General features: G+C 47.9%; 19 protein-coding genes. 8 read left to right on the top strand and 11 right to left on the bottom strand.

Going from position 1 to position 22,111, the window contains the following annotated elements; genetic code table 11:
* Positions 1-34 precede the first annotated feature (34 nt).
* A complete protein-coding gene (locus tag EZJ49_RS04980; protein ID WP_262554876.1) occupies positions 35-1,837 on the bottom strand; it encodes a DUF4105 domain-containing protein in 1,803 nt (600 codons plus the stop codon).
* Entirely contained in the window at positions 1,822-2,301 is a 480-nt protein-coding gene (locus EZJ49_RS04975; protein WP_262554874.1) for a DUF3015 domain-containing protein, read from the bottom strand. Before EZJ49_RS04975 ends, EZJ49_RS04980 begins: the two co-directional genes overlap by 16 nt.
* A gap of 105 nt (positions 2,302-2,406) precedes the next feature.
* Here EZJ49_RS04975 and EZJ49_RS04970 point away from each other — a divergent pair, with 105 nt between their 5' ends.
* Positions 2,407-2,757, top strand: coding sequence for a thioredoxin family protein (locus tag EZJ49_RS04970; protein ID WP_262554873.1), 351 nt, complete (start codon positions 2,407-2,409; stop codon positions 2,755-2,757).
* A 58-nt stretch (positions 2,758-2,815) separates the two neighbouring features.
* On the top strand, positions 2,816-3,274 hold the full coding sequence (locus EZJ49_RS04965) for a DUF4430 domain-containing protein (RefSeq protein ID WP_262554871.1): 459 nt from the start codon (positions 2,816-2,818) through the stop codon (positions 3,272-3,274).
* A gap of 157 nt (positions 3,275-3,431) precedes the next feature.
* Here EZJ49_RS04965 and EZJ49_RS04960 read toward each other — a convergent pair whose 3' ends face one another.
* From EZJ49_RS04960 to EZJ49_RS04920, 9 genes are all read right to left on the bottom strand, one after another.
* Positions 3,432-4,067 (bottom strand): peptidylprolyl isomerase, encoded by a 636-nt coding sequence (locus EZJ49_RS04960; protein ID WP_262554869.1) that lies wholly within the window; start codon positions 4,065-4,067, stop codon positions 3,432-3,434.
* 35 nt (positions 4,068-4,102) lie between these two features.
* Positions 4,103-6,187, bottom strand: a complete 2,085-nt coding sequence (locus EZJ49_RS04955; RefSeq protein ID WP_262554867.1) for a glutamine-synthetase adenylyltransferase — start codon at positions 6,185-6,187, stop codon at positions 4,103-4,105.
* On the bottom strand, positions 6,184-6,918 hold the full coding sequence (locus tag EZJ49_RS04950; RefSeq protein ID WP_262554865.1) for a hypothetical protein: 735 nt from the start codon (positions 6,916-6,918) through the stop codon (positions 6,184-6,186). The genes EZJ49_RS04955 and EZJ49_RS04950 overlap by 4 nt, the downstream gene beginning before the upstream one ends.
* Positions 6,919-6,938: 20 nt before the next feature.
* Positions 6,939-8,660, bottom strand: coding sequence for an ABC transporter ATP-binding protein (locus EZJ49_RS04945; protein ID WP_262554863.1), 1,722 nt, complete (start codon positions 8,658-8,660; stop codon positions 6,939-6,941).
* Between the two features lie 16 nt (positions 8,661-8,676).
* Positions 8,677-11,628, bottom strand: coding sequence for an excinuclease ABC subunit UvrA (uvrA, locus tag EZJ49_RS04940; protein ID WP_262554862.1), 2,952 nt, complete (start codon positions 11,626-11,628; stop codon positions 8,677-8,679).
* Positions 11,625-14,309: a penicillin-binding protein 1A gene (locus EZJ49_RS04935; protein WP_262554860.1), complete on the bottom strand. Its 2,685-nt coding sequence runs from the start codon at positions 14,307-14,309 to the stop codon at positions 11,625-11,627. The genes uvrA and EZJ49_RS04935 overlap by 4 nt, the downstream gene beginning before the upstream one ends.
* 74 nt (positions 14,310-14,383) lie before the next feature.
* Positions 14,384-15,784: a hypothetical protein gene (locus EZJ49_RS04930; protein WP_262554859.1), complete on the bottom strand. Its 1,401-nt coding sequence runs from the start codon at positions 15,782-15,784 to the stop codon at positions 14,384-14,386.
* Positions 15,785-15,905: 121 nt separating this feature from the next.
* Positions 15,906-16,337 carry a large conductance mechanosensitive channel protein MscL gene (mscL, locus tag EZJ49_RS04925; protein ID WP_262554857.1) on the bottom strand — a complete coding sequence of 144 codons (432 nt, stop codon included), beginning with the start codon at positions 16,335-16,337 and terminating at the stop codon, positions 15,906-15,908.
* Positions 16,338-16,351: 14 nt separating this feature from the next.
* The gene (locus EZJ49_RS04920) at positions 16,352-17,065 is read right to left on the bottom strand and encodes a YdiY family protein (protein ID WP_262554855.1); all 714 of its coding nucleotides are present in this window, start codon (positions 17,063-17,065) and stop codon (positions 16,352-16,354) included.
* Positions 17,066-17,184: 119 nt separating this feature from the next.
* Here EZJ49_RS04920 and EZJ49_RS04915 point away from each other — a divergent pair, with 119 nt between their 5' ends.
* The 6 genes from EZJ49_RS04915 to EZJ49_RS04890 all read left to right on the top strand — a co-directional run bounded on the left by EZJ49_RS04915 (position 17,185) and on the right by EZJ49_RS04890 (position 22,103).
* Complete coding sequence (locus EZJ49_RS04915) at positions 17,185-17,439, top strand: hypothetical protein (RefSeq protein ID WP_262554854.1); 255 nt, start codon at positions 17,185-17,187, stop codon at positions 17,437-17,439.
* A gap of 82 nt (positions 17,440-17,521) precedes the next feature.
* Complete coding sequence (gene ftsE / locus EZJ49_RS04910) at positions 17,522-18,058, top strand: cell division ATP-binding protein FtsE (protein WP_262554852.1); 537 nt, start codon at positions 17,522-17,524, stop codon at positions 18,056-18,058.
* Between the two features lie 16 nt (positions 18,059-18,074).
* Positions 18,075-18,977 carry a cell division protein FtsX gene (locus EZJ49_RS04905; RefSeq protein WP_262554851.1) on the top strand — a complete coding sequence of 301 codons (903 nt, stop codon included), beginning with the start codon at positions 18,075-18,077 and terminating at the stop codon, positions 18,975-18,977.
* On the top strand, positions 18,974-20,083 hold the full coding sequence (locus EZJ49_RS04900) for a murein hydrolase activator EnvC family protein (RefSeq protein WP_262554849.1): 1,110 nt from the start codon (positions 18,974-18,976) through the stop codon (positions 20,081-20,083). The genes EZJ49_RS04905 and EZJ49_RS04900 overlap by 4 nt, the downstream gene beginning before the upstream one ends.
* Before the next feature lie 4 nt (positions 20,084-20,087).
* Positions 20,088-21,467, top strand: a complete 1,380-nt coding sequence (locus tag EZJ49_RS04895) for a S41 family peptidase (RefSeq protein ID WP_262554848.1) — start codon at positions 20,088-20,090, stop codon at positions 21,465-21,467.
* Positions 21,468-21,530: 63 nt separating this feature from the next.
* Positions 21,531-22,103, top strand: a complete 573-nt coding sequence (locus tag EZJ49_RS04890; protein WP_262554846.1) for a hypothetical protein — start codon at positions 21,531-21,533, stop codon at positions 22,101-22,103.
* Positions 22,104-22,111 lie beyond the last annotated feature (8 nt).

The raw sequence follows: 22,111 nt of genomic DNA, 5'->3' as shown, positions 1-22,111 counted from the left end.
AGCGCGACGAGGTCGTAACTGGGCACTGCTCTGTCTAAAAGATGACAGAGGCCTTAACCAGCGGGACTCGGTCATAAAGTTCCGTCTCAAAACGATACTCGATGCTTTGGCCGCCCCAAGAGACTCCCGCAGAACCTACTCCCAGCACATGGCCGGTACGGGTATTTTGTAAAGCTCTGGCGGAAATCACGGAACGAAGTCCGTTGTTCCACTTGCTCATAAGCAAAGTTTCCAGCCCCACATGCGGACGGGGGATATTGGCAAGATCAAAGTTGTCGTTCACGAAAAGCAAACTCGCGCGCGAAAAATTCTTAAAAGGTAGATCCCTTGAAAACCCCACGCCCCAGTGCAGGTAAGGGTTGAACTTGGGCTCGGTTCCCAGATCAAATCGCCAGGTTAAAGGGGTCTCGAACTCCGTGACTGGGGGAGAATTAAATATTTTCAGTAAAGTCATCTGATGCAGATCCAAACGTTCGGCTTCGGTTTCATAGCGAAGTTCCATCCCCAGAACTTCCAGATGAGAAAACGGGGAAAGTCCGCTGTCATCCGAAAGAAGATCATGAAAGGCACGGCGATATTTGAAAGAGACAAAACTTCTTTCGTCCTGGCTGCCCACAGAAAAATAATAGGCTTGTGAATCAGGACTAAGCAGCGGGGATCTGGGGGTTTCCAGGGCCACGGGCTCTGTGATATTTCCCAGTTGTGCTCGTTGCACGGACAGTCGATATTTCAAATCCTTGTATTCTTTCTGATCCCGGTACTCTTTGATAGCAAGATAACTTAAGGACGCTTCAAGAGAAGAGGCCTGAGAGCGAGCCGAAAGATTTTGCAGTTCCGAACTGTGACCTGTTTCCACGATCTGTCGGACAGTTTGTTTTTCTTCCGAATTTAGATTCTTATAATGTGCCTGCCAGTAAGCTTGCAACGAGGGACGGGAACGCTCTCCTTCCAGCAGCCATTGATCCCGCAGCACTTTCAAGGTGTCTAGCGGAATGGTGGCGTCGCGGAAAGAGGAAGTCAGATCCCGTTCGGGCACAGCCACTTCTAAAAGTTCTAAAATTTGCTGAGAGCAATTGTCAGTCAAAAAATAATAAGCGGAATAGCTGCCTTCCAACTCCAGAAGGTGATTGATCAAAAAATCAACTTGTGAAGCTGAAAGTTTAAGTTTGTATTCCCAAAGGCTGCGGCCTTCCAGATTCGTGTATTCGCGAATTTTCTGATAGTACGGCAGCATCGAATAAGCTCCGGGATAAAAACCAAAAAGTCCTTTAAGCGCAAACAGAGCGCCACTGTCTTCGCCCGTCAGTGCGGCGTAGTTGATGCCATAATCCAAAAGCTCGCGTTCTTTGGTGTTTTTTGGATTATGAGCGCGCAGGAAGGTGTGCCCGAAACTGGAACCTGCACTGTTAAGATCGCTGGAGGCAAAGACGATGTAAAGCTCTTCGGCCCCAAGCACTTTTTTCCAACTGTCTTGTTCCGGGCAGGAAGCTAGATCAGCGTCAGATATTTTCAGTCGGCTTTGCAGCCACTGTGTTCGTGCCAGATAACGACACTGAGGATGTTTGGAATTTTCGCTGGAACTAAAAAGGGAACGAATGGTTTGCAGAAGTTCTGCGCGGGGATTGAAGGCCCCTTCAGGGGACAGAAAGAAGTTTCCCTCGATGGCCGAATGATAACGACCCCAGGACTTGCGATAGTGTCCCAGGCGCAGCCACTGGGGGTCGTCCCACAGATTCTGCGTGAGGGCTTGTTGAACGTAAGATTCCGTGCGTTCAGAAGAAAAGCCCCACGTGGAAAGTGGGGCTAAGAACAAAAGAACAATTAAGAACCGTGGCACAATTGCGCAAGTTCCTGCTGACCAGCAAGTTCGCTGTTCAAGTTTTGAACCATGTCAGCAGCAGAAGTGTTTGCTGCCGGAAGGATGCGAGAATAGGAATTTTGCGCAAAGGAACTGAAAGCTTTTTGAGAAGCTTCGTTCTGACAACCCTTCATCTGTGCCAATGTCGCCAGCTTTTCACCATGGCCTTGCGCCATTTCGCGGGAAAGTTCTTCCTGATTTACTTCAACGAAGTATTGAACTTCCTTGTCAGCCATAACCAAACCACGGGAAGAACAGCCGGAAGTTCCGGAAGTAATACCCAGAGGTTGAGTGAACAGGAATGAGTTCGTGGTCATAGCCAGAAGCTGCAAACCTTTGGAATTTTTCTGAATGATCATGCTGCCAAGACCACAACCAGCATCACCTGCTGCGAAAGCTTGGGCACCAGCGAGCATAAGAAGAGAAACGATAATTTTTTTCATGAAGCCTCCCGTTGTTTTTATTAAATCGTTGCCTATTTAGAAAAGAACATCAAAGCTTTTACTGGATCGCAGGCAATCATGGACCTACGTCGTTAAAGGAATTGTATGGCAGTTATCGAAGTTACCAAGTCGAATATTCAGGACATTGTTGAAAATAATAATATGATCGTTCTTGATTTCTGGGCGACCTGGTGTGCGCCTTGCCGTCGTTTTGCTCCGATTTTCGAGTCCGTTGCGGCCAAGCATCCGGATGTGATTTTTGGCAAGATCGACACAGAGGCGGAAGTGGAATTGGCTGACAAATTTCAGATAAAGTCCATTCCCACACTGATGATTATCAAGGAAAGCGACATCATTTTCAGCCAGCCTGGAGCTTTACCTGAAGAGATCTTCGAACAGATCGTCGTGAAAGCCAAAGAAATCGATATGGAAGAAGTCCGTAAAGAAAATTCCTAAAAGGTACGGACTTACTTTTGGTAGTGCATCTGCATCAATAATGCGATAGACGAGGGCCATGAAATACATGGCTCTTTCTTTAATGCTGCTTTTCTCTTTGAATGCTCAGGCCGTTTCCTGGAAGGTCTTCGGCGCTTGTGAAAATAAGCCCGTTCACGAGGGTGTTTACGAAGCCGATCTGCAAAAGTCCGTGGGCGCGATCAGCCTTGAAATCTTTGATATAAATAAGATCCCTTATGTCGGCTCGGAAGAGGGCTTGAACTCGATCCTGAACAGTCCCATCGGATTGGACAGCATCGAAGTGGTGTCAGACACAGAAATGCGCGTGTACGGCTGGTGCTATCTGGTCAACGGTAAGCAGCCCCTGGAAATGCCCCACCAAATTCAGTTCAAAAACCAAAGTGACAAACTGATTTGGTTCTATGCGTATTCCACCAATAAGAACAACCAGTGGGAGGACTACTGTTCCCCAGCGTACTGGATTCAGGCCGAACAATTCTGCGGCAAGGAGCCGTAGTTCAGATTCGTTTTCCTCAAGTGTGATGAAATAAAAAAAGCCCGGCATGAACCGGGCTTTCTATTTTGCTCCACAACGCGGAGCTTCTGCAAAAGTAAGCAGGTACCTTTTCGGTGGGCCCTCCTGTGGAGGGTGCCTCAGCAGGTACCTTTTGGTATTACTTTTGGATTGTCAGTGTTTTGATAACAATTGGTTCAGCGGGACGATCCATGGCTCCTGTTTTGGAGTTTTCGATGGATTTAACTACGTCCATACCTTCAACAACTTCACCGAACACTGTGTGACGGCCATCCAACCAAGGAGTTGGAACAGTTGTTACGAAGAACTGGGAACCATTTGTGTTAGGACCCGCGTTCGCCATGGAAAGGATGCCTGGTTTGTCGTGTTTCGGAGCGCCAGCAGGGAACTCATCTTCAAAACGGTAGCCTGGGCCGCCGGTGCCAGTTCCAAGTGGGCAACCACCTTGAATCATGAAATCTTTGATCACGCGGTGGAAAGTAAGACCGTTATAGAAAGGTTTTTTTACTTTTTCGCCAGTTTTAGGATCAGTCCACTCTTTAGTGCCTTCAGCCAAACCTACGAAGTTTTCCACTGTCTTAGGAGCTTTGTCGTTAAATAGCTTAACTTTGAAAGTTCCTTTGTTTGTCTCAAATACTGCGATCATGTCTTTTCCCTTCTTCGTAGTCTTTGCCTTGGAATCGGTCTTGGCATCTGCACGGAAGCTAAAAGCTGCGAGCAAGAATGCAAAAAGGTAGATCCAAAATACCTTTTTAACATCGATATTCTTCGACATTATTGTCTCCTGACTTTTGTCCAACCCCTTCACTATTAGTGAGGCTGCCGGCGAGGGTCAAGTTCCTTCAAAATGGTGATATTCTGGGAAAGAAGCTCTTGAGCCTCTTTGAAAAGTTCAGACGGAGTCGCATGGAGCGCCAAGGCAAGAGCTTGAAAGGACTCATGATTTAGCCTCAGTTCCGCGAGAGATTCTGACGCAACCAGTTGTAGCATCTGCTCGATTTGTCGCAATCTGTCATAATTTCGACTTAGCGGGCCTCCTTTGGCTCCCATCGCAAGAAGGAAGTGCTCCGTTGAAGAAGAGGCCGGAGTTTTTCTATTCTGCAAAAGAGCCGTTTGTGCTGCCAGTTCCAGATCAACCAGTCCGCCTTCGCTGTACTTTAAGTTGAGCTCGTTGCTGGCGGAGATCAGTTGCAGACGAATGCGGTCAAGTTCGAGAAGTTCATCTGCGGAAAGCCCGCGCTGAACAAAATCATTCTGCATCAGTGAATTGTTATCCACCCAGCGGGCTTTTAGGTAAGCCTGCCGTTCCCAGGCTGCGGCTTCCAAATTCAGATAGCTGTTCAGATCTTCTTCACGGATGATCAAAGGGCCGGCTTTCCCGGAGGGGCGCAGACGCATATCAATGGAATAGATATTTCCACCGCGATGATTTTCAGTCAGGCGGGTGATAAAGCGTTTGGCCAGCTTAAAATCATTTTCACCGGGTTCGTGATTCAGAACGAAAATAAAATCCAGATCACTGCGGAAACCCAGTTCACGTCCGCCCCATTTTCCCAAGGCAAGAATGCGCAAATCCGAAGGGAAGTCTTTCTTTAAGGCAGCTAACAACGCATTGACGATGGAATCCGCCGTGGAGGTCAGATTCTGCGTCAGTTGGGCAAGATTCTTTTCGCGCAGGTATTCACTGCCATTGATCACTTCTGACAGCAGTTTTTTTTCAGCCAGCTCTTCCAGTAGCGCGCCCAGGTCGTCAGAGTGATCGTTCTGTGAGCGATAGACAAAGCTGTCCAGCAGCTCCGGCCGGTTGCACAGAATGCGAGACAGATAAGGGGAATGGCCGAACAACCATCCCAGTTCCTGCATCAGGGTCTTTTCGCGCAGAAGCAGACTAAAAAAACTGGCTTTGGCGCGAGTGCTGCGGATGAAATCCTTCAGCAGCAACAGGCCCCGGCGCAGGTCGCCCTTTTGTTCTTTCAGGGTTTCAAAGAAAGCCGCCAGAAAAGCCTTCCGGGAAATTTCATCACGGCCTTTATTGCGTGAAAGAACCTCCTGATCCAGAATTTCATTCCACAGCTCTTGAAGATCCTCATCAGGAAGGCCGGAGTTTTTAAGTTCATCTTCCAGCGAACTTTCTTTTGGAGCCTCACCCAGCAGGCTTTTCACAATGGAATCACAGCGAAGCATATCAAAATGCAACGTTGTCAGGGCGGCAGTTACGAAGTCAGGATGGACTTCGTCCAGCCGTAAAAGATGGGTTTGTTCGTCGTTCAGGGCCTGTACATAGTTTTCCAGACGACGCAGGTTCCAGTAATGGGCTCTTAAAAACTGCGCTTCTTCTTTGGGAAGCAGTTCCTTCATTTCTAATAAAAGCAAAGCCTCGGTGGTGCCGCGCACTTGCAGGCTGTTATCCCGGCCGCCGTGGATCACTTGCAGGGCATGAGTAAAAAGTTCCACATCACGAATTCCGCCGACACCCAGCTTTAGATCAGTCACTTCGTTCTGCGACCGGCCCCAATAATGACCCTGAATTTTCGATCGCAGAGTTTTTAAATCCTCCAGCAGAGTGAAATCCAGATGCTTGCGGAAAGAGAACTTGTGTGCGAATTCCAGAACATCTTTCTGCAAGGATTCATTTCCGGCCAGGGGGCGCAGACGGACAAACGCCAGTCGTTCCCAGGTTTCGCCATAATTTCCGTAGTAGTCTTTAAATTGATCCAGTGTTGGAACCAGAGGCCCCTGTTTACCGCCGGGACGCAGATCGAAATCCACGCGAAAAACAAAACCCAGTGCGGTTCTTTCAGAAAGGATTTTTTGAAAACGCCTTAAGCCGGGCAGGGCATTGACGGATTCATCCTGACTGACAATCAGCAGGTCCACATCGGAACTTAGATTCAACTCGGAAGAGCCCAGTTTTCCAAGGGCAAAAAGAGCGACATTGTGATCGGGAAAACAATGCGAAAAAGTATGACGCAGAAGAAGATCGTGGTATGCCAACCAGGCAAGTTAGAAACCGCGAAGTCGAAGGATACGATAAAAGCCGGAGAGCTTGAGCCCGGCAGATGTGGGAAGATAATAATCAAAGTAAAAGCAAAGACCAGAATGCGAACCAGCTTGTACGTCGGCTTGGCCCATTCAGCATGGAAACCTTCGATCTTCAGATAACCACTTTCGATACGCTGAAAGAACATGCGGATGATCTTCAGAACATAGCGCATTACGAAGATAATAATGACGATATAGAAGGCCTTGGGAATGTAGTCCAGAATGGTTTTAAAGACTTCCTTCAGTGGCGTTAAGATGTACTGAAGCATATTCTCGGACAGATACTGGGTTTCCGGGAAAAAGCCTAACACCAGGGAAAAATAGAAATAAAGCACCAGCAAAGTAGCCACGACCCGGATGGCTTTCAGCAGACCGCAGATGCCGGACACCATGGCTTGTGCTGTGACGATTTCAAAATTATGAAACTTCAAAGGACGAATACGGCCATCACGAAGGGCCATGACTTTCAATTGAAGCCACGGGAAAAACCATCCCATCAGGGAAAGGGCCACAATCATAACAACTGTGGCGATACCAGCGTGGATAAGGGCGGTGCTAAGTTCTGATTCAAATAAAGTAGGCATACTTTATTTAAATCATAGAATTAAGTGTGTTGTAAACTGTGGAAGCGGAAGTATTCGCCTTCCTGAGTAAGTAGGCTTTGGTGACTTCCAATTTCAACGATATTTCCGTCTTTCAGAACAACGATCTTATCGGCTTTTTGGATGGTCGATAATCTGTGAGCGATGACAATGGCCGTACGGCCTTCCATCAGATGGTCAATGCCCTTTTGAACCTCGATCTCACTGGCAGTATCCAAGGCGCTGGTTGCTTCATCCAGAATCAGAATAGGCGCATCTTTGAACATCGCACGCGCAATGCTGATACGCTGCTTTTCTCCACCGGAAAGAAGGTTTCCGCGGTCTCCGACACGGGTTTGGTATCCGTTCGGTGTTTTCATGATGAACTCATCGGCATTGGCAAGCTTTGCCATTCTTGGAATGTCTGCTGGGGAGCGGTCAAAGTTCCCAGCCTGGATATTCTTTTCGATCGTATCGCTGAACAGGAAAACGTCCTGAGTCACCAGGGCAACATTGCGGCGCAGGTCCTTCAGATTGATATCCAGAATATTCGTGTTGTCGATCAGGATATCACCGCTGGAAGCATCGAAGAATCTTTCCAGCAAGTTGACGATGGTTGATTTGCCACTTCCACTGGCTCCGACCAAAGCGATGACTTCACCGCGTTTGATCTCAAGGTTGATACCTTTAAGGATCATCTCTTTGCCATAGCCAAACTTAACGTCTTTATAAACAAGCTTTTCCCATTGAGCAGGGAACGGTTTATTCGCCTGACTTTCTGGAACTTCCTGGTCGGAGTCAATAATGCTGAATACGCGTTCAGAGGCGATGACCACCTGCTGAATACGCAAGTAAGATTCCTGGAACTTCTTGATAGGCTGATTAATCATCAGCAAAGACGTGATAAAGCCGACGAATGTTCCCGGGGTTGCCCGGCCTTGGGACACTTCATAAGTGGAATACAAAAGAACTGACATGAAGATTGCTGACGCCAAAAGCTCTGTGACAGGTCCCATTGCTTCCGTGCGTGCATGCACCAGTTTACGGGCTGCTAGATAATCCTTGGATTCATCAGTCAGGCGATCGGCCATGACTTTTTCAAGATTGAAGGACTGAATGATGCGAACGCCATCCAGACTTTCCTTGATGGTGGAGGTCATTTTTTCCAGAACTTCCTGCCCCATAGGCACATACTTGCGCAAGCTGCGGGAGATATTTTTTAGGAAAGCACCGATAACCGGAACCAAAAGCAAAATAGCCAGAGTCAGCTTCCAGTCGATACGAAGCAGGTTGTAAATAAGAGCCACAAAAAGCAACGGGTGCAGAAAAATATCCGCTACCATACGCAGGCCATCCTGAATCACATTGATGTCATTCAGAATACGGCTGATCAAGCCGCCAGATCCGGTCGTGAAATTATTGTGGAAGGAAAGATTCAGGCGCATAAACTTTTGTTGCAGCTTTTGGCGAATCCCCTGCACCACGCACTCGGCAACATAGTTCATTAAATAGATATGGAAATAGCGCCCGATGGCTGCTGCCAGGGAAAGGCCCAGCGCATAGGGAACCAGATGCATCACTTGGTTGAATTCGGCCCCCGCCAGATTGTCGAAAAGAGGCTTGATCATATAGGCCAGCTGGCTGTACGCCGCCGCATGAATAATCCCGGCAACTGCAACAATGATGATAAGTCTTTTGTGAGGTTTCAGTTCGCCAAGAATTTTCTTAATTTGTGCTAGTAGCATCTATGTTTTTCCAGTTTTATGAGCTCTTGTGGCTTTCAACGTATCGTTTGAGGTATTGGCCTGTCAGACTCTTTTTCACTTTCATGATGTCGTCCGGAGTGCCCGTTGCCACGATGTTTCCGCCTTTTTTACCCGCTTCGGGGCCGAGGTCAATAATATAATCAGATCCGCGAATGACGTCCAAATTATGCTCTACCACCACGACACTGCCGCCGGTTTCAATCAGCTTGCTTAAGACTTTCATAAGCAATTCGACCTCGCGGAAGTGCAGACCCGTTGTGGGCTCATCCAGAATGTATAAAGTCGATTTCTGTTGGACCTGAGACAGCTCTTTGGCGATCTTCAAGCGCTGGGATTCCCCGCCGCTTAAAGAGCTGGCTGGTTGGCCCAGTTGCAGATAATCCAGACCCACTTCTTTCAGAACACTTAAAGGTTTGCGGATATTCGGATGAGCCACAAAGAAATTCATGGCTTCGTTCACGGTCATGGAAAGAATTTCGTGGATATTCTTGTTTTTATACTGAATCTCCAGAATCTCCGGACGGTACTTTTTGCCATCGCAGACATCACATGGAATAACGACGTTATCCATGAACATCATGTCGATTTCTTCATAACCAGTGCCCTTACATGCCGGGCAGCGACCGCCATCGACATTCAAACTGAAAGTCCCTGCGGTATAACCGCGGCTTTGAGATTCAGGAGTGGTCGCCATGATAGAGCGAATGGCATCAAAGGCCTTCAAATAAGTGATCGGCGAGCTTCGCGCGGATTTACCAATCGGGGACTGGTCAATCAACAAAACGTTTTTGATGTTTTCCACGCCATCCAGCCCGGCGTATTCTTGCGATGGAAGGTATTCAATATCCAAAGCCCGCGCCAAAGCCGGATACAGAGTTTTGGAAATCAAAGTGGATTTTCCTGAACCGCTGACGCCCGTGACAGTCACCAGTCGGTTCAATGGAATCACGATATCCAGATTTTTTAAATTATGCCCCTTGGCACCCTTAAGTTCGATCTTAACTTTATAGTTATCCACATCCACAGGGCGAACAGCTCTTAGTGGCAGACCACTTTTAGAAGGCTTCAGATATGGAACTGTATTGGATTTTTCAAAGTTATAGAACTTGTCTGTCGGGCCGGAATAAACAACCTCACCACCCAGATAGCCGGAACCAGGTCCCATCTCGATGATATTTTCACTGGCTTTAATCACGTCGTGATCGTGTTCAACGATCACAAGAGTATTGCCCAGCTCTTTAAGGTCTTTCAGAATGGAAATCAGGCGATCGTTATCGCGTGGATGAAGTCCAACGGTCGGTTCATCCAGTACATACAGCGCTTGTGACAGGCCCATGCCTAGTTGGTTTGCCAGAATCAAACGCTGATATTCCCCGCCAGAAAGGGTGCGGGTTTCACGTCCCAAGGAAAGATAATGAACTCCGACACGCATCAGGAATTCCAAACGGGAACGAACCTGCTTAAGAACTTCCCCGGCCACCTCTTGTTGATAAGGCGTCACTTCCAGTTTTTGGAAGAACGTATTGAGGTCTTCAATGGTCATATTGGAAAGTTCATTGATATTCGCATTGGAAATCAGAACGTGATTGGCTTCAGGTCTTAGTCTGGCCCCCTTGCAGGTGGGGCACTGGAACGGACTGCGGAAGCGGGAAATAAAGACGCGAACATGCATCTTGTATTTAATCTGATCCAGATATTCAAACAGACCGCGTACACCGAAGAAGTCCTTGTTTCCATTCCAGATCACATCACGGTGAGCCTTGGGAAGATCCTTCCATGGCGTGTGCGGGTCAATTTTGGCCTTCTTACAGTAAGCCAAAAGTTGCTTTTTTTCGTGAGCTGCGCTGGGCATCCAGAATGGACTTAGGGCGCCTTGGGCCAAACTTAAAGACGGATTCGGGATCACCTTTTCTTCGTCAATATCCAGAATGTTGCCGAAGCCCTTGCAGGTTTGGCAGGCCCCGATCGGAGAATTAAAACTAAAAAGTTTCGAGCTTAGTGGTGGCGGAGTGTATCCACACACTGGGCATGAAGCCTCTTCACTGACTTGCAGGCGCTGGCCATCTGTAGAAAGAATGGTGGCTCTGCGAGTGATCAGATTTGTATTGTATTTGATACTGGCGTCATAGGCCTGAGTCAAAGAATCCGCAATACGACCGCGTTCATCTTCGTTAAAGCTCATACGGTCAATCACCAGATAGAAGGTCTCTTTTGGGAGGCCTTTTTTGATGGCAGCAGCATCGCCGATTTCCACGACAGTGCCCATCTCTTCTGTGGTTGTTCCATTGGCTGAGCTAGGAATCGGAGCGGCTTCGACTTCAATTTTTTTTGAGACTTTTTTTGCAGCCTTCTTTTTTCCGGCCGCCTTGGTCGCAGGTGCTTTTTTTGAGGTCTCTGCAACTTTGGGAATATAGATGCGCAGATAACCATCCTGTAAAAGCAAAGAGTGAAGTTTCTTGCCTTCAGCCACGCGACCTTCGCCATTGATTTCCACCAACAGGTAGCCGCGCTTTCCGGTAAAGCTTTTAATCACTTTATCGGTGGCTTCGGTGACGCTTTCTTTTTCAGTGGGGCAGTGGTGAGTCGGGCAATAGGATTTGCCGATTTTTTCGTAAAGCAGGCGAAGATAGTCGATGATCTCTGTCGTTGTGCCCACTGTGGAGCGGGAGCTTTTAACAGTGTTTTTCTGTTCGATCGAGATAGCCGGGGGGATGTTGTTGATCCCCTCGATATCCGGCTTGGGGGCTTTATTCAAAAACTGTCGGGCATAATTCGACATGCTTTCGATAAAGCGGCGCTGTCCTTCGGCGAAAAGCGTTTCGAAGGCCAGGGAAGATTTCCCGGAACCACTAGGGCCACAGATGACTGTCATTGAACCGACAGGAATCTTGACCTCAATGTTCTTAAGATTGTTTTGTTTCACCCCCCAGAGGTGAATATCCTTCATTCAGAGAAATCCTGTTTGTAAAAGTCAGTGGCTTCTTCAGCCTTGTTGGAAGCTGCTGTTGGCTCAGTGCCTTCCACGAATGCCTGACGAATAATTTTTTTGGTAGAGGCGGATGCCAACTTGCCAGTTTCGCTATCGATATTAGCAAACACAATACCGTCGGGCACGGGGAAAGTCATCTGAGGAAGTCCTTCGTGAGCCGCTTTCATGTAGTCAACCCAGATCGGCAAAGCAGAGCGTCCACCGACCTCGCCCTTGCCAAGACTCTTTTCTTTGTCAAAGCCCACCCAGACACCTGTAGAGATCTGAGGACTGTATCCGATAAACCACGCGTCAAAGTAGTTGTTCGTGGAACCTGTTTTACCAGCCACTTCACGGCCGACGGCGCGAGCACGACCACCGGTGCCACCGGGATCTTCCACAACACCTTTTAACAGAGTTGTCATCACATACGCTGTGGACGGACGGATCAGTTGGTTTTGATCCTGGAAGAAGATGCTGTCATCCAGCTTGGCCTTCTTTGGATCTTTCTTTTGGGTATCTTCTTCCTTGTTGCCTGCATTTAAAGACTCAAGGTAGCTTTTGCGACGTTCTTCAAAGCCATCATCAATGGATTTGATTTCTTTTTCAAAGCGGGCATCCAAAGAAATTGTTTTCAGCAAAGTTTTTCCGTTGGCATCATCCACTCTGTGAATCAGCAGAGGAGAAAGTCTTTTCCCCAAACGACCAAATTCAGAGAACACTTTTGTCATTTCATACAAAGTCACGCTGCTGGAACCCAGAGCCAGTGTGAAATCCGGATTCAGTGGGCTGTAGATACCCAGGCGTCTGGCATATTCAGTGGCCCAAGGAACACCAACGTCCTCAATAATTTTAACAGTTGGGATATTCAGGGATTTCACCAAGGCATTGCGGAACAGAATATCGCCACCGAAGCTCTTGGAATGATTGGATGGCTTCCAGACTTTCAGATCCCCCTGACCTTCTGAATCATCGGCAGCGGCGCCGCCTTCTTCATAGACAATTGGGGCATCCATCACCGGAGTGGCCGGGTTGTAGCCTTTTTCCAAAGCCGAAGCATACACAATGGCCTTGAAGGCAGAGCCCGTTTGGCGAGGGGCTTGGATGGCGCGGTTGAACTCACTTTTTGCAAAGCTGGAACCGCCAACCATCGCCAGAACGTCCTGATTCTGTTGATCGAAAGAAATCAAAGCACCTTCCACCAATGGTTCCTGATCCAACTCAAGTCCCACGAACTTGCCAAGATCCGGTCCATTAGGTGCCGGGGCCCCTTTCTTTTTAGGAGGGCCTTGCAGTCGTGTTGAAGTGAACTGGTCAGCCACAACTTTTACCAGAATCACGTCACCTTTTTTCAAGGCTTCAGAAGGTTTTTTAATGGCAGCCAGATCCCAGCGCTGTTCAGAATCAGGTTTACGAGCCCAGGTCATGGTGTCGATGTCAATCAGGCCAAAGGCTTCTGGCAGGCGCACATAGACCAAACCTTGTGCGTCGTCGATCTTTTCCACCACGCCGCTGACAGAGTCCTTAATTTTGATATAAGGAGGCAGCAGCGGATGTTCTTTTGCATCCTGAGCTGTTTTCACCGGGACGATGTCAGCAAATTTACCATCCGGCATGATGATGCGTTCCGGAGTAAAATCAGAGATCAGTTTTTTCTGAACATCTTTCAGGAAGTCCTCAATATCGCTGTTGTCAGAGATATTTTTTTGCGGACCACGATAGCCCTGGCGTTTATCCAGGGACTTCAAACCTTCTTTAACAGATTCTTGGGCTGCTTGTTGTTTGGTCAGATCAAGGCTTGTGTAAATACGCAGTCCTTTGTCCAAAACAAGGTCCTCACCCAGTTGAGTTACCAGCAACTGGCGGACCGTTTCAAGATAGAAGGGTGCGAACTCTTCGTAGTTTTCACGCACATAAACTTTCACAGGTTCCTTGATCGCTGCCTCGGCTTCGTCTTTGCTGACGAAACCAACATCGGCCATACGTCGCAGAACGTAGATCTGTCTTTCTTTAGCGCGCAAAGGATTGCTGACGGGGCTGTAGCGGGAAGGGGCCTGTGGCAAACCTGCCAAAATCGCCATTTCGGAAAGTGTAAGCTTGGAAACCGGCTTGCGATAGTAAGTCTGTGCCGCCTGCTCAACCCCGTAAGCACCCTGACCGAAATAGATTTGGTTTAGGTAAAGGAACAGAATGTCTTCTTTGCTCAGGTTGCGTTCCATCTCAATCGCCAGAAGAATATCGCGCAACTTACGAGTCAGTGTTTTTTCAGAGGACAGCAACAATGTTTTTGCCACCTGCTGAGTGATCGTGGACCCCCCTTGCACCGAGCGGCCCGCACGGAGATTGGCTAAGGCAGCACGAAAGATCGCTTGAGGATTGATCCCTTTGTGCGAGAAGAATTGATCATCTTCCGCAGCCAGAAAGGCGTTGACCAGATTTTTTGGGATCTTGTCGTAAGGAACAAGGGTTCTTCTTTCGCGGAAGAATTCACCGATTTTTTTATTGTTGCGATCATAGACCTGGCTTACCAGCAAAGGCTGATAGTCTTTCACTGTGATCAATTGAGGCAAACCGGATTTTACAGATTGGATAATTAGATACGCACTGAGGATGCCAATAAGACCGAGGGCGACGAAAAATAGCAGGATCTTTTTTAACACTGTGGGGGGCTCCTTTAATAAGCCCCCATTCTAACAGTGTGAAAGGGTAGGGTCTAGGGACACTGGCCCGAAGGCTAGTTGCCGCGCACGCCTTTTGTTTTAGAACTGTCACGCGATCTTTTCTTAACCTTAGCTGAAGCCAAGGCGCTGTCGAGGTTGCAGGATGGGTCTGAACTGCCGATGACGCCATTGATTTTGGCAAGTTCTCCGGAAATTTCAGAAGAAGCCTCATCTGCTGTGTATTCTGCACTCTTCTTTGGCGCCGGAGAGTTTTTAAGGGTCATCAATTCATTGGATGCAGTAGTAAGAGCTTTTTGCAAACTGGCCTGGCGGGTTGCCAACGCCTGAAGTCGAGTTTGTAGCTCTTGCTGAGCTGCCGTCATCTTTTGCTGGGTCAAAGTCATAAGGTCTGTGACTTTCTTTTCGGCCGCAGTTTTCTTTTTCGCTGTAGAGTCTTTCATTTGCTGAAGCTGAGTTGAAGCCAGATTCAACGTGTCGTTAATTTCATCCATACTGGACTCTGCGGAGCGGATTTTATCGTCCAATGCCTCAATTTCGGCCTGTGTATCTTCGCTGACTTTAATGCGGGCTTGCTGGAAGCGGTTAAGACATTTTTGATAGGCATCCAGAGCTGCTGCTTTCTGGGCTTTTGCTTTGCTGATGTGGTTCTTGCTGGAAGTGCCGCTTACATTTCCGTATTCTTTCGCGGCTTTTAGATACTCACCATTGCAAGTGTATTTGCTGGTTTCAGCGGTTAGCTCCAGCATCTTTGTTGCTTTGTTGCGCAAAGCGGCCGTGCGAGCACTGCGCAGAGAAATCAATTCACTGCCTTTGGCGCGCAATTGTTCTTTGTTAGAGACCTGAGCCTGTTGGAAGCTGGCTAGCTGTTCGCGTTCCTCGGCGTCCAGATCCTCTTTGGTTTTTTCCAGTTCTTGCTGGGCCTCTGTCAAAGCCTCTTGAAGGTCTGCAATCTTTTCGTTGAACTCTTTTTCGATGTCCGCTTTTTCCTGTCCAAGATCTGCGATGTCTTTTTCAGTGTCTTTAACTTCCTGATTCAAACGTTTGATTTCGTCATAGTAATCGCGACCATTCATCTGTGGGCAGGCAGAGCCCAGACTTGAATTGATGGGAAGACCCAGAACCGTTCCAATGGCATCAGTAGTGCTAAATTCTTCGCCACCAATGGTATCTGCGCAGGATTCCGCTTTTGCCACGCAGTTTGAGCCACTGCCCAGGCCCGCCTTACGGCAGGCGGTGCCAATCGCTCTTTCTGCTTCAGAAATTTTGTCCCGGGCGCTATTGCATTCCTGTCTGATCCTGTCAGCTTTATAGTCTTCCGAGCTAATTTGAACTTGAACACCTGATGTTACTGGCTGTGCAAAAGACACAGCCGGCATAATAAGGGAAGACACGCTCAGAAGATTGATGACTAATTTGACAGATGATCTCTTTTTAGAGTTTGAAATCGTACTCATTTGATTTCCTCCCCGATGATGGTTACTGATGCAAGTGCAGTACCAATTATCGGCAGGGGCGACCAAAAAGTTTACGTCCCAGAATGAGAAAAGCCCGGCGGGTGCCGGGCTTTCGTAGGTATTAAGCGACTGCGCTTGTGCAGTTAGGGCACTTGCGGGCTTTGATAGGAATTTGAGAGCAGCATTCCGGACACTCTTTTGTTGTTACCGGGGCAGCTTCTGGAGCTTTTTGCATCTTATTAGCCGCTTTCACGATCAGGAAGATGGCAAAAGCCACGATCAAGAAATCCAAAACGATGTTCAGGAAAATACCATAGTTGAGTGTCGCCACGCCTGCCTGTTTGGCAGCATCCAGAGTCGCATAGGACTCGCCATTCAAGGCAACAAACAGGTTGGAGAAATCAACTTTGCCCAATCCCAAACTCAAAACCGGAGTCAGGATATCGGCAACGAAAGAGGATACGATCTTACCGAAGGCGGCACCAATGATGATACCAACGGCCATGTCCAGGACATTGCCGCGCATAATAAACGTTTTGAACTCTTTAAACATGGTGGGTTCCTTTCTTAGAACTTCGCAACAAGGTTCATTGTAGTCGTAGTTGTCGTGTACTTGCCACTAGCTGGCACTTCATTCTGATATTGTAATAGGTAAGCCAATTTCAGAGAGAAGATAGAATTCAACATAACATTCAAAGAAGCCTCTGTGTTGAACAGGTAAGCATCCGGCTCAGTGAAGTTTGGCAGATATTCCGCCCAGTATTTGAAGGACAAGGTTTTATCCAAAGCTTTATTGAACTCTGTGTACACACGGCCCATGTTGTCGTTGGCAACAGTTCCAGCTGTGGACAATGTCTTTTGGTAACGATAACCGACCTCGAAGAACCAGTTCATTTCATCACTTTTTATCAGGGAATACTTCAAACCCAAATCCGTGGAATCCCTTTGAACATATCCGTTGAACACGTCACTTTCAGCTTTTTGACCGGCAAACACACCCAGGTAATCGGTCAATTCGCGCTCATAACGGGCACCAGCTTCCCAGTTGCGCGCACTTTCAACACCGTTAGAGTCAGTTTTCAAGTAGCGGCCGAAAGCTGTGTACACGTTTTTCTCGTGTGTATAGACAGCTTTTCCCTTTGCGGCATAGCTTTGGGAATCACTGTTGCCACTGACAACAACCGCACCCGCTTCTGCTTCACCAGTGAAAGGCTCAGCTGCCACAGCAGAGAAAGAACAAAGCAAAGCGAAAACACTTGCCGACAATGAGAACAATTTCATAGCAAAATCTCCTTTTATTTAGACAGGCTTTGACTCTAGATTTTTTTCGACACTCATCCAAGAAAAATGTGGTGAGAAACACAGCAAAATCTGCTATTTTTTGTTCGAGGTTTGTGAAGGTGCAAAAGGGTTTTAATTCGGATATTACAGTGCGTGGGCAGAAGTACCACATTCAGACAGAGGATTGGGGAGTTCAGAACCCCTATTTGGTCAGCAGAATTTTCTGCAACGGTGCGGTCCTTAAGACCATCAAAACACCTTACGACACAGTCTTGAAACTGGGTTCAACTCAGTCAGAAGAAGCGATCAAGTTGGCGCTGCGTCGCCAGCACAGTACGGTCATTGATACCTTGATGTCCGGAAGCATGCCTTAACTTCCTAAAAAAGGGACTTTCCCTCTAAAACCTCGACTTGTGGCGAGTATTCATCAGCCTGCATCTTTCATAAGATGAAGGGATGATTGAATTCTCTCACGTCTATAAGACTTATCCCGGCCCGGTTCATGCCCTAAAAAATGTTGATTTGCGAATCGACAAGGGTGAATTTGTCTTTCTGACCGGCCCCAGCGGTGCTGGAAAAACCACACTGTTTAAAATGATCTCGGCCTATGATGTAGCCACCTCCGGAGATGTGAAAGTGGCAGGCCATGACCTGCTGACAATTCGTGATACTCAAATCCCATTCTTTCGCAGAAAAATCGGTGTGATCTTTCAGGATTTCAAGCTTCTTAAGGATCGCACGATCTTTGAAAACGTCGCCTTGCCTTTGCAGGTTCGCGGTGACAAAACACCTGCGATTCAGCGCCGAGTGTACGAGGTTCTGGAACAGGTGGGGCTGGCGCATAAGCACGATCAGTATCCTGACTTTGTTTCCGGCGGAGAGCAGCAACGCACCGCCATTGCCCGGGCCATCATTCACCAACCGGGTGTTTTGATTGCCGATGAACCGACGGGGAATCTGGACCCGCGCCTTAGTGAAGAGTCAGGATACTGATCGTGGGGGATACGAAATGAGACCTCCCCAAAAAAACTGGGCATTAAAGCTTTCCACATTGGTTGTCGTCACGGCCTGCTTCGTGGTGATGGGAGCAGCCCTTCTTATTTCTCAGAACTTCAGAAATATTCTGACCTTATGGGGTGAAGACGTGCAGATGACGGTCTATCTGGCACAGGATCTGTCTGATTCTGGTCGCCAGGACATTCAGGCGCGCCTTAAGGAAAACGATGAAGTCGGTGCCGTGAAATTCATTTCTCAGGAAAAGGCCCTGGGGGATTTCCGTTCCCAAATGGCAAGCTATGCACCTGATATTTCGCAGGATGAAGAATTGCTGCGCCTGATTCCGGCAAGTTTTCAGGTGCAGTTAAAATCCTCCGTGGCGACAGCAGATCAAATGCCCGTGCTGCAAAAACTTTCTGAACAGGTCAAAGGACTTCAGGGAGTGGAAGAAGTCAGTTACGGACAGGACTGGGTGGAAAAATACGCCGCCTTGGTCAGTGCGATCGAGCTGACTTTGCAAGCGCTTTGTCTGGTGATTCTGCTGGCATCGCTCTTTGTGATGTCCAATGCTATTCGCGCTTCAGTGCAGGCTCGCAAGGATGAAATTGTGGTGTTGGAAATGATTGGGGCGACACCGTCCATGATTCGTAAACCCTTTTTGATGGAAGGGGCCCTCTTGGGTGTTTCTTCCTCGTTGATCGCAATGGTTTTGTGTTTTGTGGTGTATGTTGGCATCAAAAATCTGCTGACGACAAAGTTAAGTTTCCTGCAGCTGGGACAGCATATCGAATTCCTGGGCCCGGTCGTGTTGGTGGCTTTTGTCTGCGTGGGTACGGCGTTGGGGGCTTTTGGTTCTTATCTTTGCGTGCGTAGAATTAATGACGGATTTGCCGGAAGTCAGGGGACAACAGTTTGATTTGGTCGCGAATTCTTTTGGCATTAAGTCTGGCATGGGCCGTGGGGGCAAAAGCATCCACGGACGTGGATAGTCTTGCCAAGGACTTTGAAGCGACAAAAAAGAAGCTGGAAGCCGAAGAGGTAAAGCAGCGCCAAGTGCTGTCGGCATTGTATCAGTTGAATAAGAAAATCAAAAAAATTGTGACTGAAAAAGGGGAGCTGTCGCAGGATCGCGCCTTCCTTGAAGTCAGTGTTCGTAATCTGACTGTTAAAGTCGAGGATCTGGATCAGAAGTCCAAACAGCAGCGACTGTTACTGGCCGAACGTCTGCGTGCCATGTACAAGCTGGGCGGCCCTTCGATTGCGCGTTTTGTTTTCTCATCCAACAGTTCGGTGTCTTTGGAAAGAAATTTAAAGATTCTGGGTGTGGTGGCGGCTCGCGATCTGGAGCTGATTAAGAATTACTCCAAGGACCTTAAGGATTTGGAATCCAAAAGGAAAAGTCTGGCACAGAAGCTGGAAGGCCTGAAATCTGTTGAGCTAAAAATCGCAAATCAGGAAAAGGCTTTGCGCAAAGAGCAGGACCTTAAAGGCAAGCTTCTGGATGGGATCAGAAAGAACAAGATGTTTGCTCTTAATAAGATCAACGGCCTTCGTGAGAAATCGCTGCAATATAATATAGAGGATGCCGGACTCTTTGATTTGCTCTTTAAGCCCTCTTTTGCCGACCAAAAAGGAGCTTTACCGACGCCTTTGGAAGGTGTGGTTATCCACAAATTTGGACTTATGAAAGGCCAAGAACATCCCTATACTTTAACACACAAAGGTGTCTTCATCGCCGCAGCCAGGGGCAGCAACGTCAAAGCTGTGTTTGATGGAAGGATTTCTTATGTGGGACACATTCCCGGCTTTGGAACGACGTTGATCGTGGATCATGGTGATCATTACTACAGCGTTTATTCTCATACTCAGGATGTGAAGGTGAATGCCGGTGACGAGGTCACAGGATCACAGGTTCTTGCTCAGGTGGGCGAGGCTCCGATGGAAGGCTCCTCTGGACTGTATTTTGAAATTAGACATTTTTCCGAACCCTACGACCCGCAACAGTGGATGAAAGGACTCTAACACTATGCAATCACTCAAACGCTACTGGAAAACCTACATACTGGGTGGTGCCCTTCTGCTGGTTTTATTTGTCATGGCAGAAACAGGTTTTCAAGTAAGAGCCTTCGCCCAGGAAAGATATGCGGATCTTCAGAACTTCAGTAAAGTGCTGAATCTGATTCAGCAATACTACGTGGAGGAAGTGAACACCAAAAAGCTGGTCTATGGCGCGATCAAAGGGATGCTGCGTGAATTAGACCCGCACACGAACTTCATGCCGCCGGAAATGTTCAAGGACTTTGAAACCGAAACCAGTGGGGAGTTCGGGGGTCTGGGGATCGAGATTTCCATTCAAAACAGTATTCTGACGATTATTTCTCCGATCGAGGATGCGCCAGCCTGGGAAGCGGGGATCAAGGCTGGGGATAAAGTTGTGGGTATCGACGGCACCAGCACCAAGGGTATGAGTTTGGTTGAAGCCTCGCAAATGATGCGTGGAAAGAAAGGCAGCAAAATTGTTCTGCGTGTGGTTCGTGATGGTGAAGAAAAGCCGCGTGATATCACCGTTGTTCGCGGCAGTGTGAAAATCAAGTCTGTGAAATACACGGATTTGGGCGATGGCTTTGCCTATGTGAAAATCACGAGCTTCATTGAAAATACATCCAAGGACCTTCAGAAGGTTGTGGAAAATCATATGAAGAACAATAAAAACAAAATGTCCGGATTGCTTATCGACATGAGAAGAAATCCCGGTGGTTTGTTGGATCAGGCCATCAAGGTCAGTGATATGTTCCTGAAAGAAGGCACGATTGTCAGCACCATTGGTCGTAACAAAAACGAAAAAGAAATTGCGACGGCCACTAAAAAAGGTCAATACACCAATTTCCCAATCGTGATTCTGGTGAACGAATACACAGCCAGTGCCAGTGAAATCGTGTCTGGTGCTTTGCAAGACAACAAACGCGCTTTGATTGTTGGTCAAAGAACATTCGGAAAAGGCTCTGTGCAGTCCGTGATCAAACTGGGTGACGGCAGTGGTTTGAAGCTGACTGTGGCGCGCTACTATACGCCAAGTGGAGTTTCCATTCAGGCCGAAGGTATTCATCCTGACATTGAAATCGAAGACGTGGATACAGATGCATTCTCTAAAGCGATCGTGAAATCTGTGACAACTCGTGAGGGCGACATCGCCGGTCATTTGAAGGGCGATCGTGAGAAAGCCGCGGAAAAACTTGACGTAAAACAAGGCGCGGAAGAGGGTGCGTTAGCTTGGTGGAAAGACGTGGGATCAAAAAAAGAAGAGAAGCTTTCGCCACGCGACAAACTGTTCAAGACAGACTATCAGGCATATCAAGCATTTAGCTATCTGAAGGCTTGGGACACCCTGAAAGCTTTGACGCGCTAGTTATTGATTAAGGAATTTAGAGGCCCTACTCTACCGCAACAAGCAAGGCAGAGGGGGCCTTTCATGTTTAAAAAGACCAAGTTTATCATAGCCTTAGGCATGTTCGTGGGATCTGTTTCACAGGCTCAACATGTTGGTTTTGAAAAAGGCAACTCTCTCACAGCAGTACCTATTCAAGGACAAGTTCGTGTGATGTGTGGTGGATTCAATGGCAGTGGATCTGCGGTGTACACCTGCCGCGATCTTGTTTTGTCTCCGAATGCTTACGATTATTTCGTCGGTCCTCGTGACGGGCGAGCTACCAAGGTGGAGCTTGTGGCTTTCCATCAGGATGGTTCCAGTCGCAGTAAAACAGAAGACTACATTGGGTCCCGTGGTCGCAGCGAAGATGCTTTCAACCTTTGGATTTCAACGCTGTTCCAAAAGCCTTTATTGGAAAATGGCACGAACAAAGTGAACTATCGCTTGTTGGGAAATAATGCTGTTTACGCCGAAGGCACATTCACAGCCATGGTCAGTAAGGGTGCGCCGAAAGAATGCCCTCCAACGACCTATCAGTCCACTGACATCAACGATTGCAGTTCGCAGTATTCCATCTGCCAACGTTACTTCCGCGAATTTAACAACTGCCAATAGGTACGGAC

This window comes from Bdellovibrio bacteriovorus, assembly GCF_025558485.1.
In the GTDB taxonomy this organism is placed as follows: domain Bacteria; phylum Bdellovibrionota; class Bdellovibrionia; order Bdellovibrionales; family Bdellovibrionaceae; genus Bdellovibrio; species Bdellovibrio bacteriovorus_G.
The sequence above is the reverse complement of the archived record's forward strand: the minus strand, read 5'-3'. Positions and strand labels throughout refer to the sequence as shown.

What these genes read in the sequence shown, in the direction of transcription:
- uvrA (WP_262554862.1), bottom strand. Translation starts at nt 11,628, where the DNA reads ATGAAGGATATTCACCTCTGGGGGGTGAAACAAAACAATCTTAAGAAC.
- EZJ49_RS04945 (WP_262554863.1), bottom strand. Translation starts at nt 8,660, where the DNA reads ATGCTACTAGCACAAATTAAGAAAATTCTTGGCGAACTGAAACCTCAC.
- EZJ49_RS04965 (WP_262554871.1), top strand. Translation starts at nt 2,816, where the DNA reads ATGAAATACATGGCTCTTTCTTTAATGCTGCTTTTCTCTTTGAATGCT.
- EZJ49_RS04950 (WP_262554865.1), bottom strand. Translation starts at nt 6,918, where the DNA reads ATGCCTACTTTATTTGAATCAGAACTTAGCACCGCCCTTATCCACGCT.
- EZJ49_RS04905 (WP_262554851.1), top strand. Translation starts at nt 18,075, where the DNA reads ATGAGACCTCCCCAAAAAAACTGGGCATTAAAGCTTTCCACATTGGTT.
- EZJ49_RS04960 (WP_262554869.1), bottom strand. Translation starts at nt 4,067, where the DNA reads ATGTCGAAGAATATCGATGTTAAAAAGGTATTTTGGATCTACCTTTTT.
- mscL (WP_262554857.1), bottom strand. Translation starts at nt 16,337, where the DNA reads ATGTTTAAAGAGTTCAAAACGTTTATTATGCGCGGCAATGTCCTGGAC.
- EZJ49_RS04895 (WP_262554848.1), top strand. Translation starts at nt 20,088, where the DNA reads ATGCAATCACTCAAACGCTACTGGAAAACCTACATACTGGGTGGTGCC.
- EZJ49_RS04890 (WP_262554846.1), top strand. Translation starts at nt 21,531, where the DNA reads ATGTTTAAAAAGACCAAGTTTATCATAGCCTTAGGCATGTTCGTGGGA.
- EZJ49_RS04970 (WP_262554873.1), top strand. Translation starts at nt 2,407, where the DNA reads ATGGCAGTTATCGAAGTTACCAAGTCGAATATTCAGGACATTGTTGAA.
- EZJ49_RS04930 (WP_262554859.1), bottom strand. Translation starts at nt 15,784, where the DNA reads ATGAGTACGATTTCAAACTCTAAAAAGAGATCATCTGTCAAATTAGTC.
- EZJ49_RS04975 (WP_262554874.1), bottom strand. Translation starts at nt 2,301, where the DNA reads ATGAAAAAAATTATCGTTTCTCTTCTTATGCTCGCTGGTGCCCAAGCT.
- EZJ49_RS04920 (WP_262554855.1), bottom strand. Translation starts at nt 17,065, where the DNA reads ATGAAATTGTTCTCATTGTCGGCAAGTGTTTTCGCTTTGCTTTGTTCT.
- ftsE (WP_262554852.1), top strand. Translation starts at nt 17,522, where the DNA reads ATGATTGAATTCTCTCACGTCTATAAGACTTATCCCGGCCCGGTTCAT.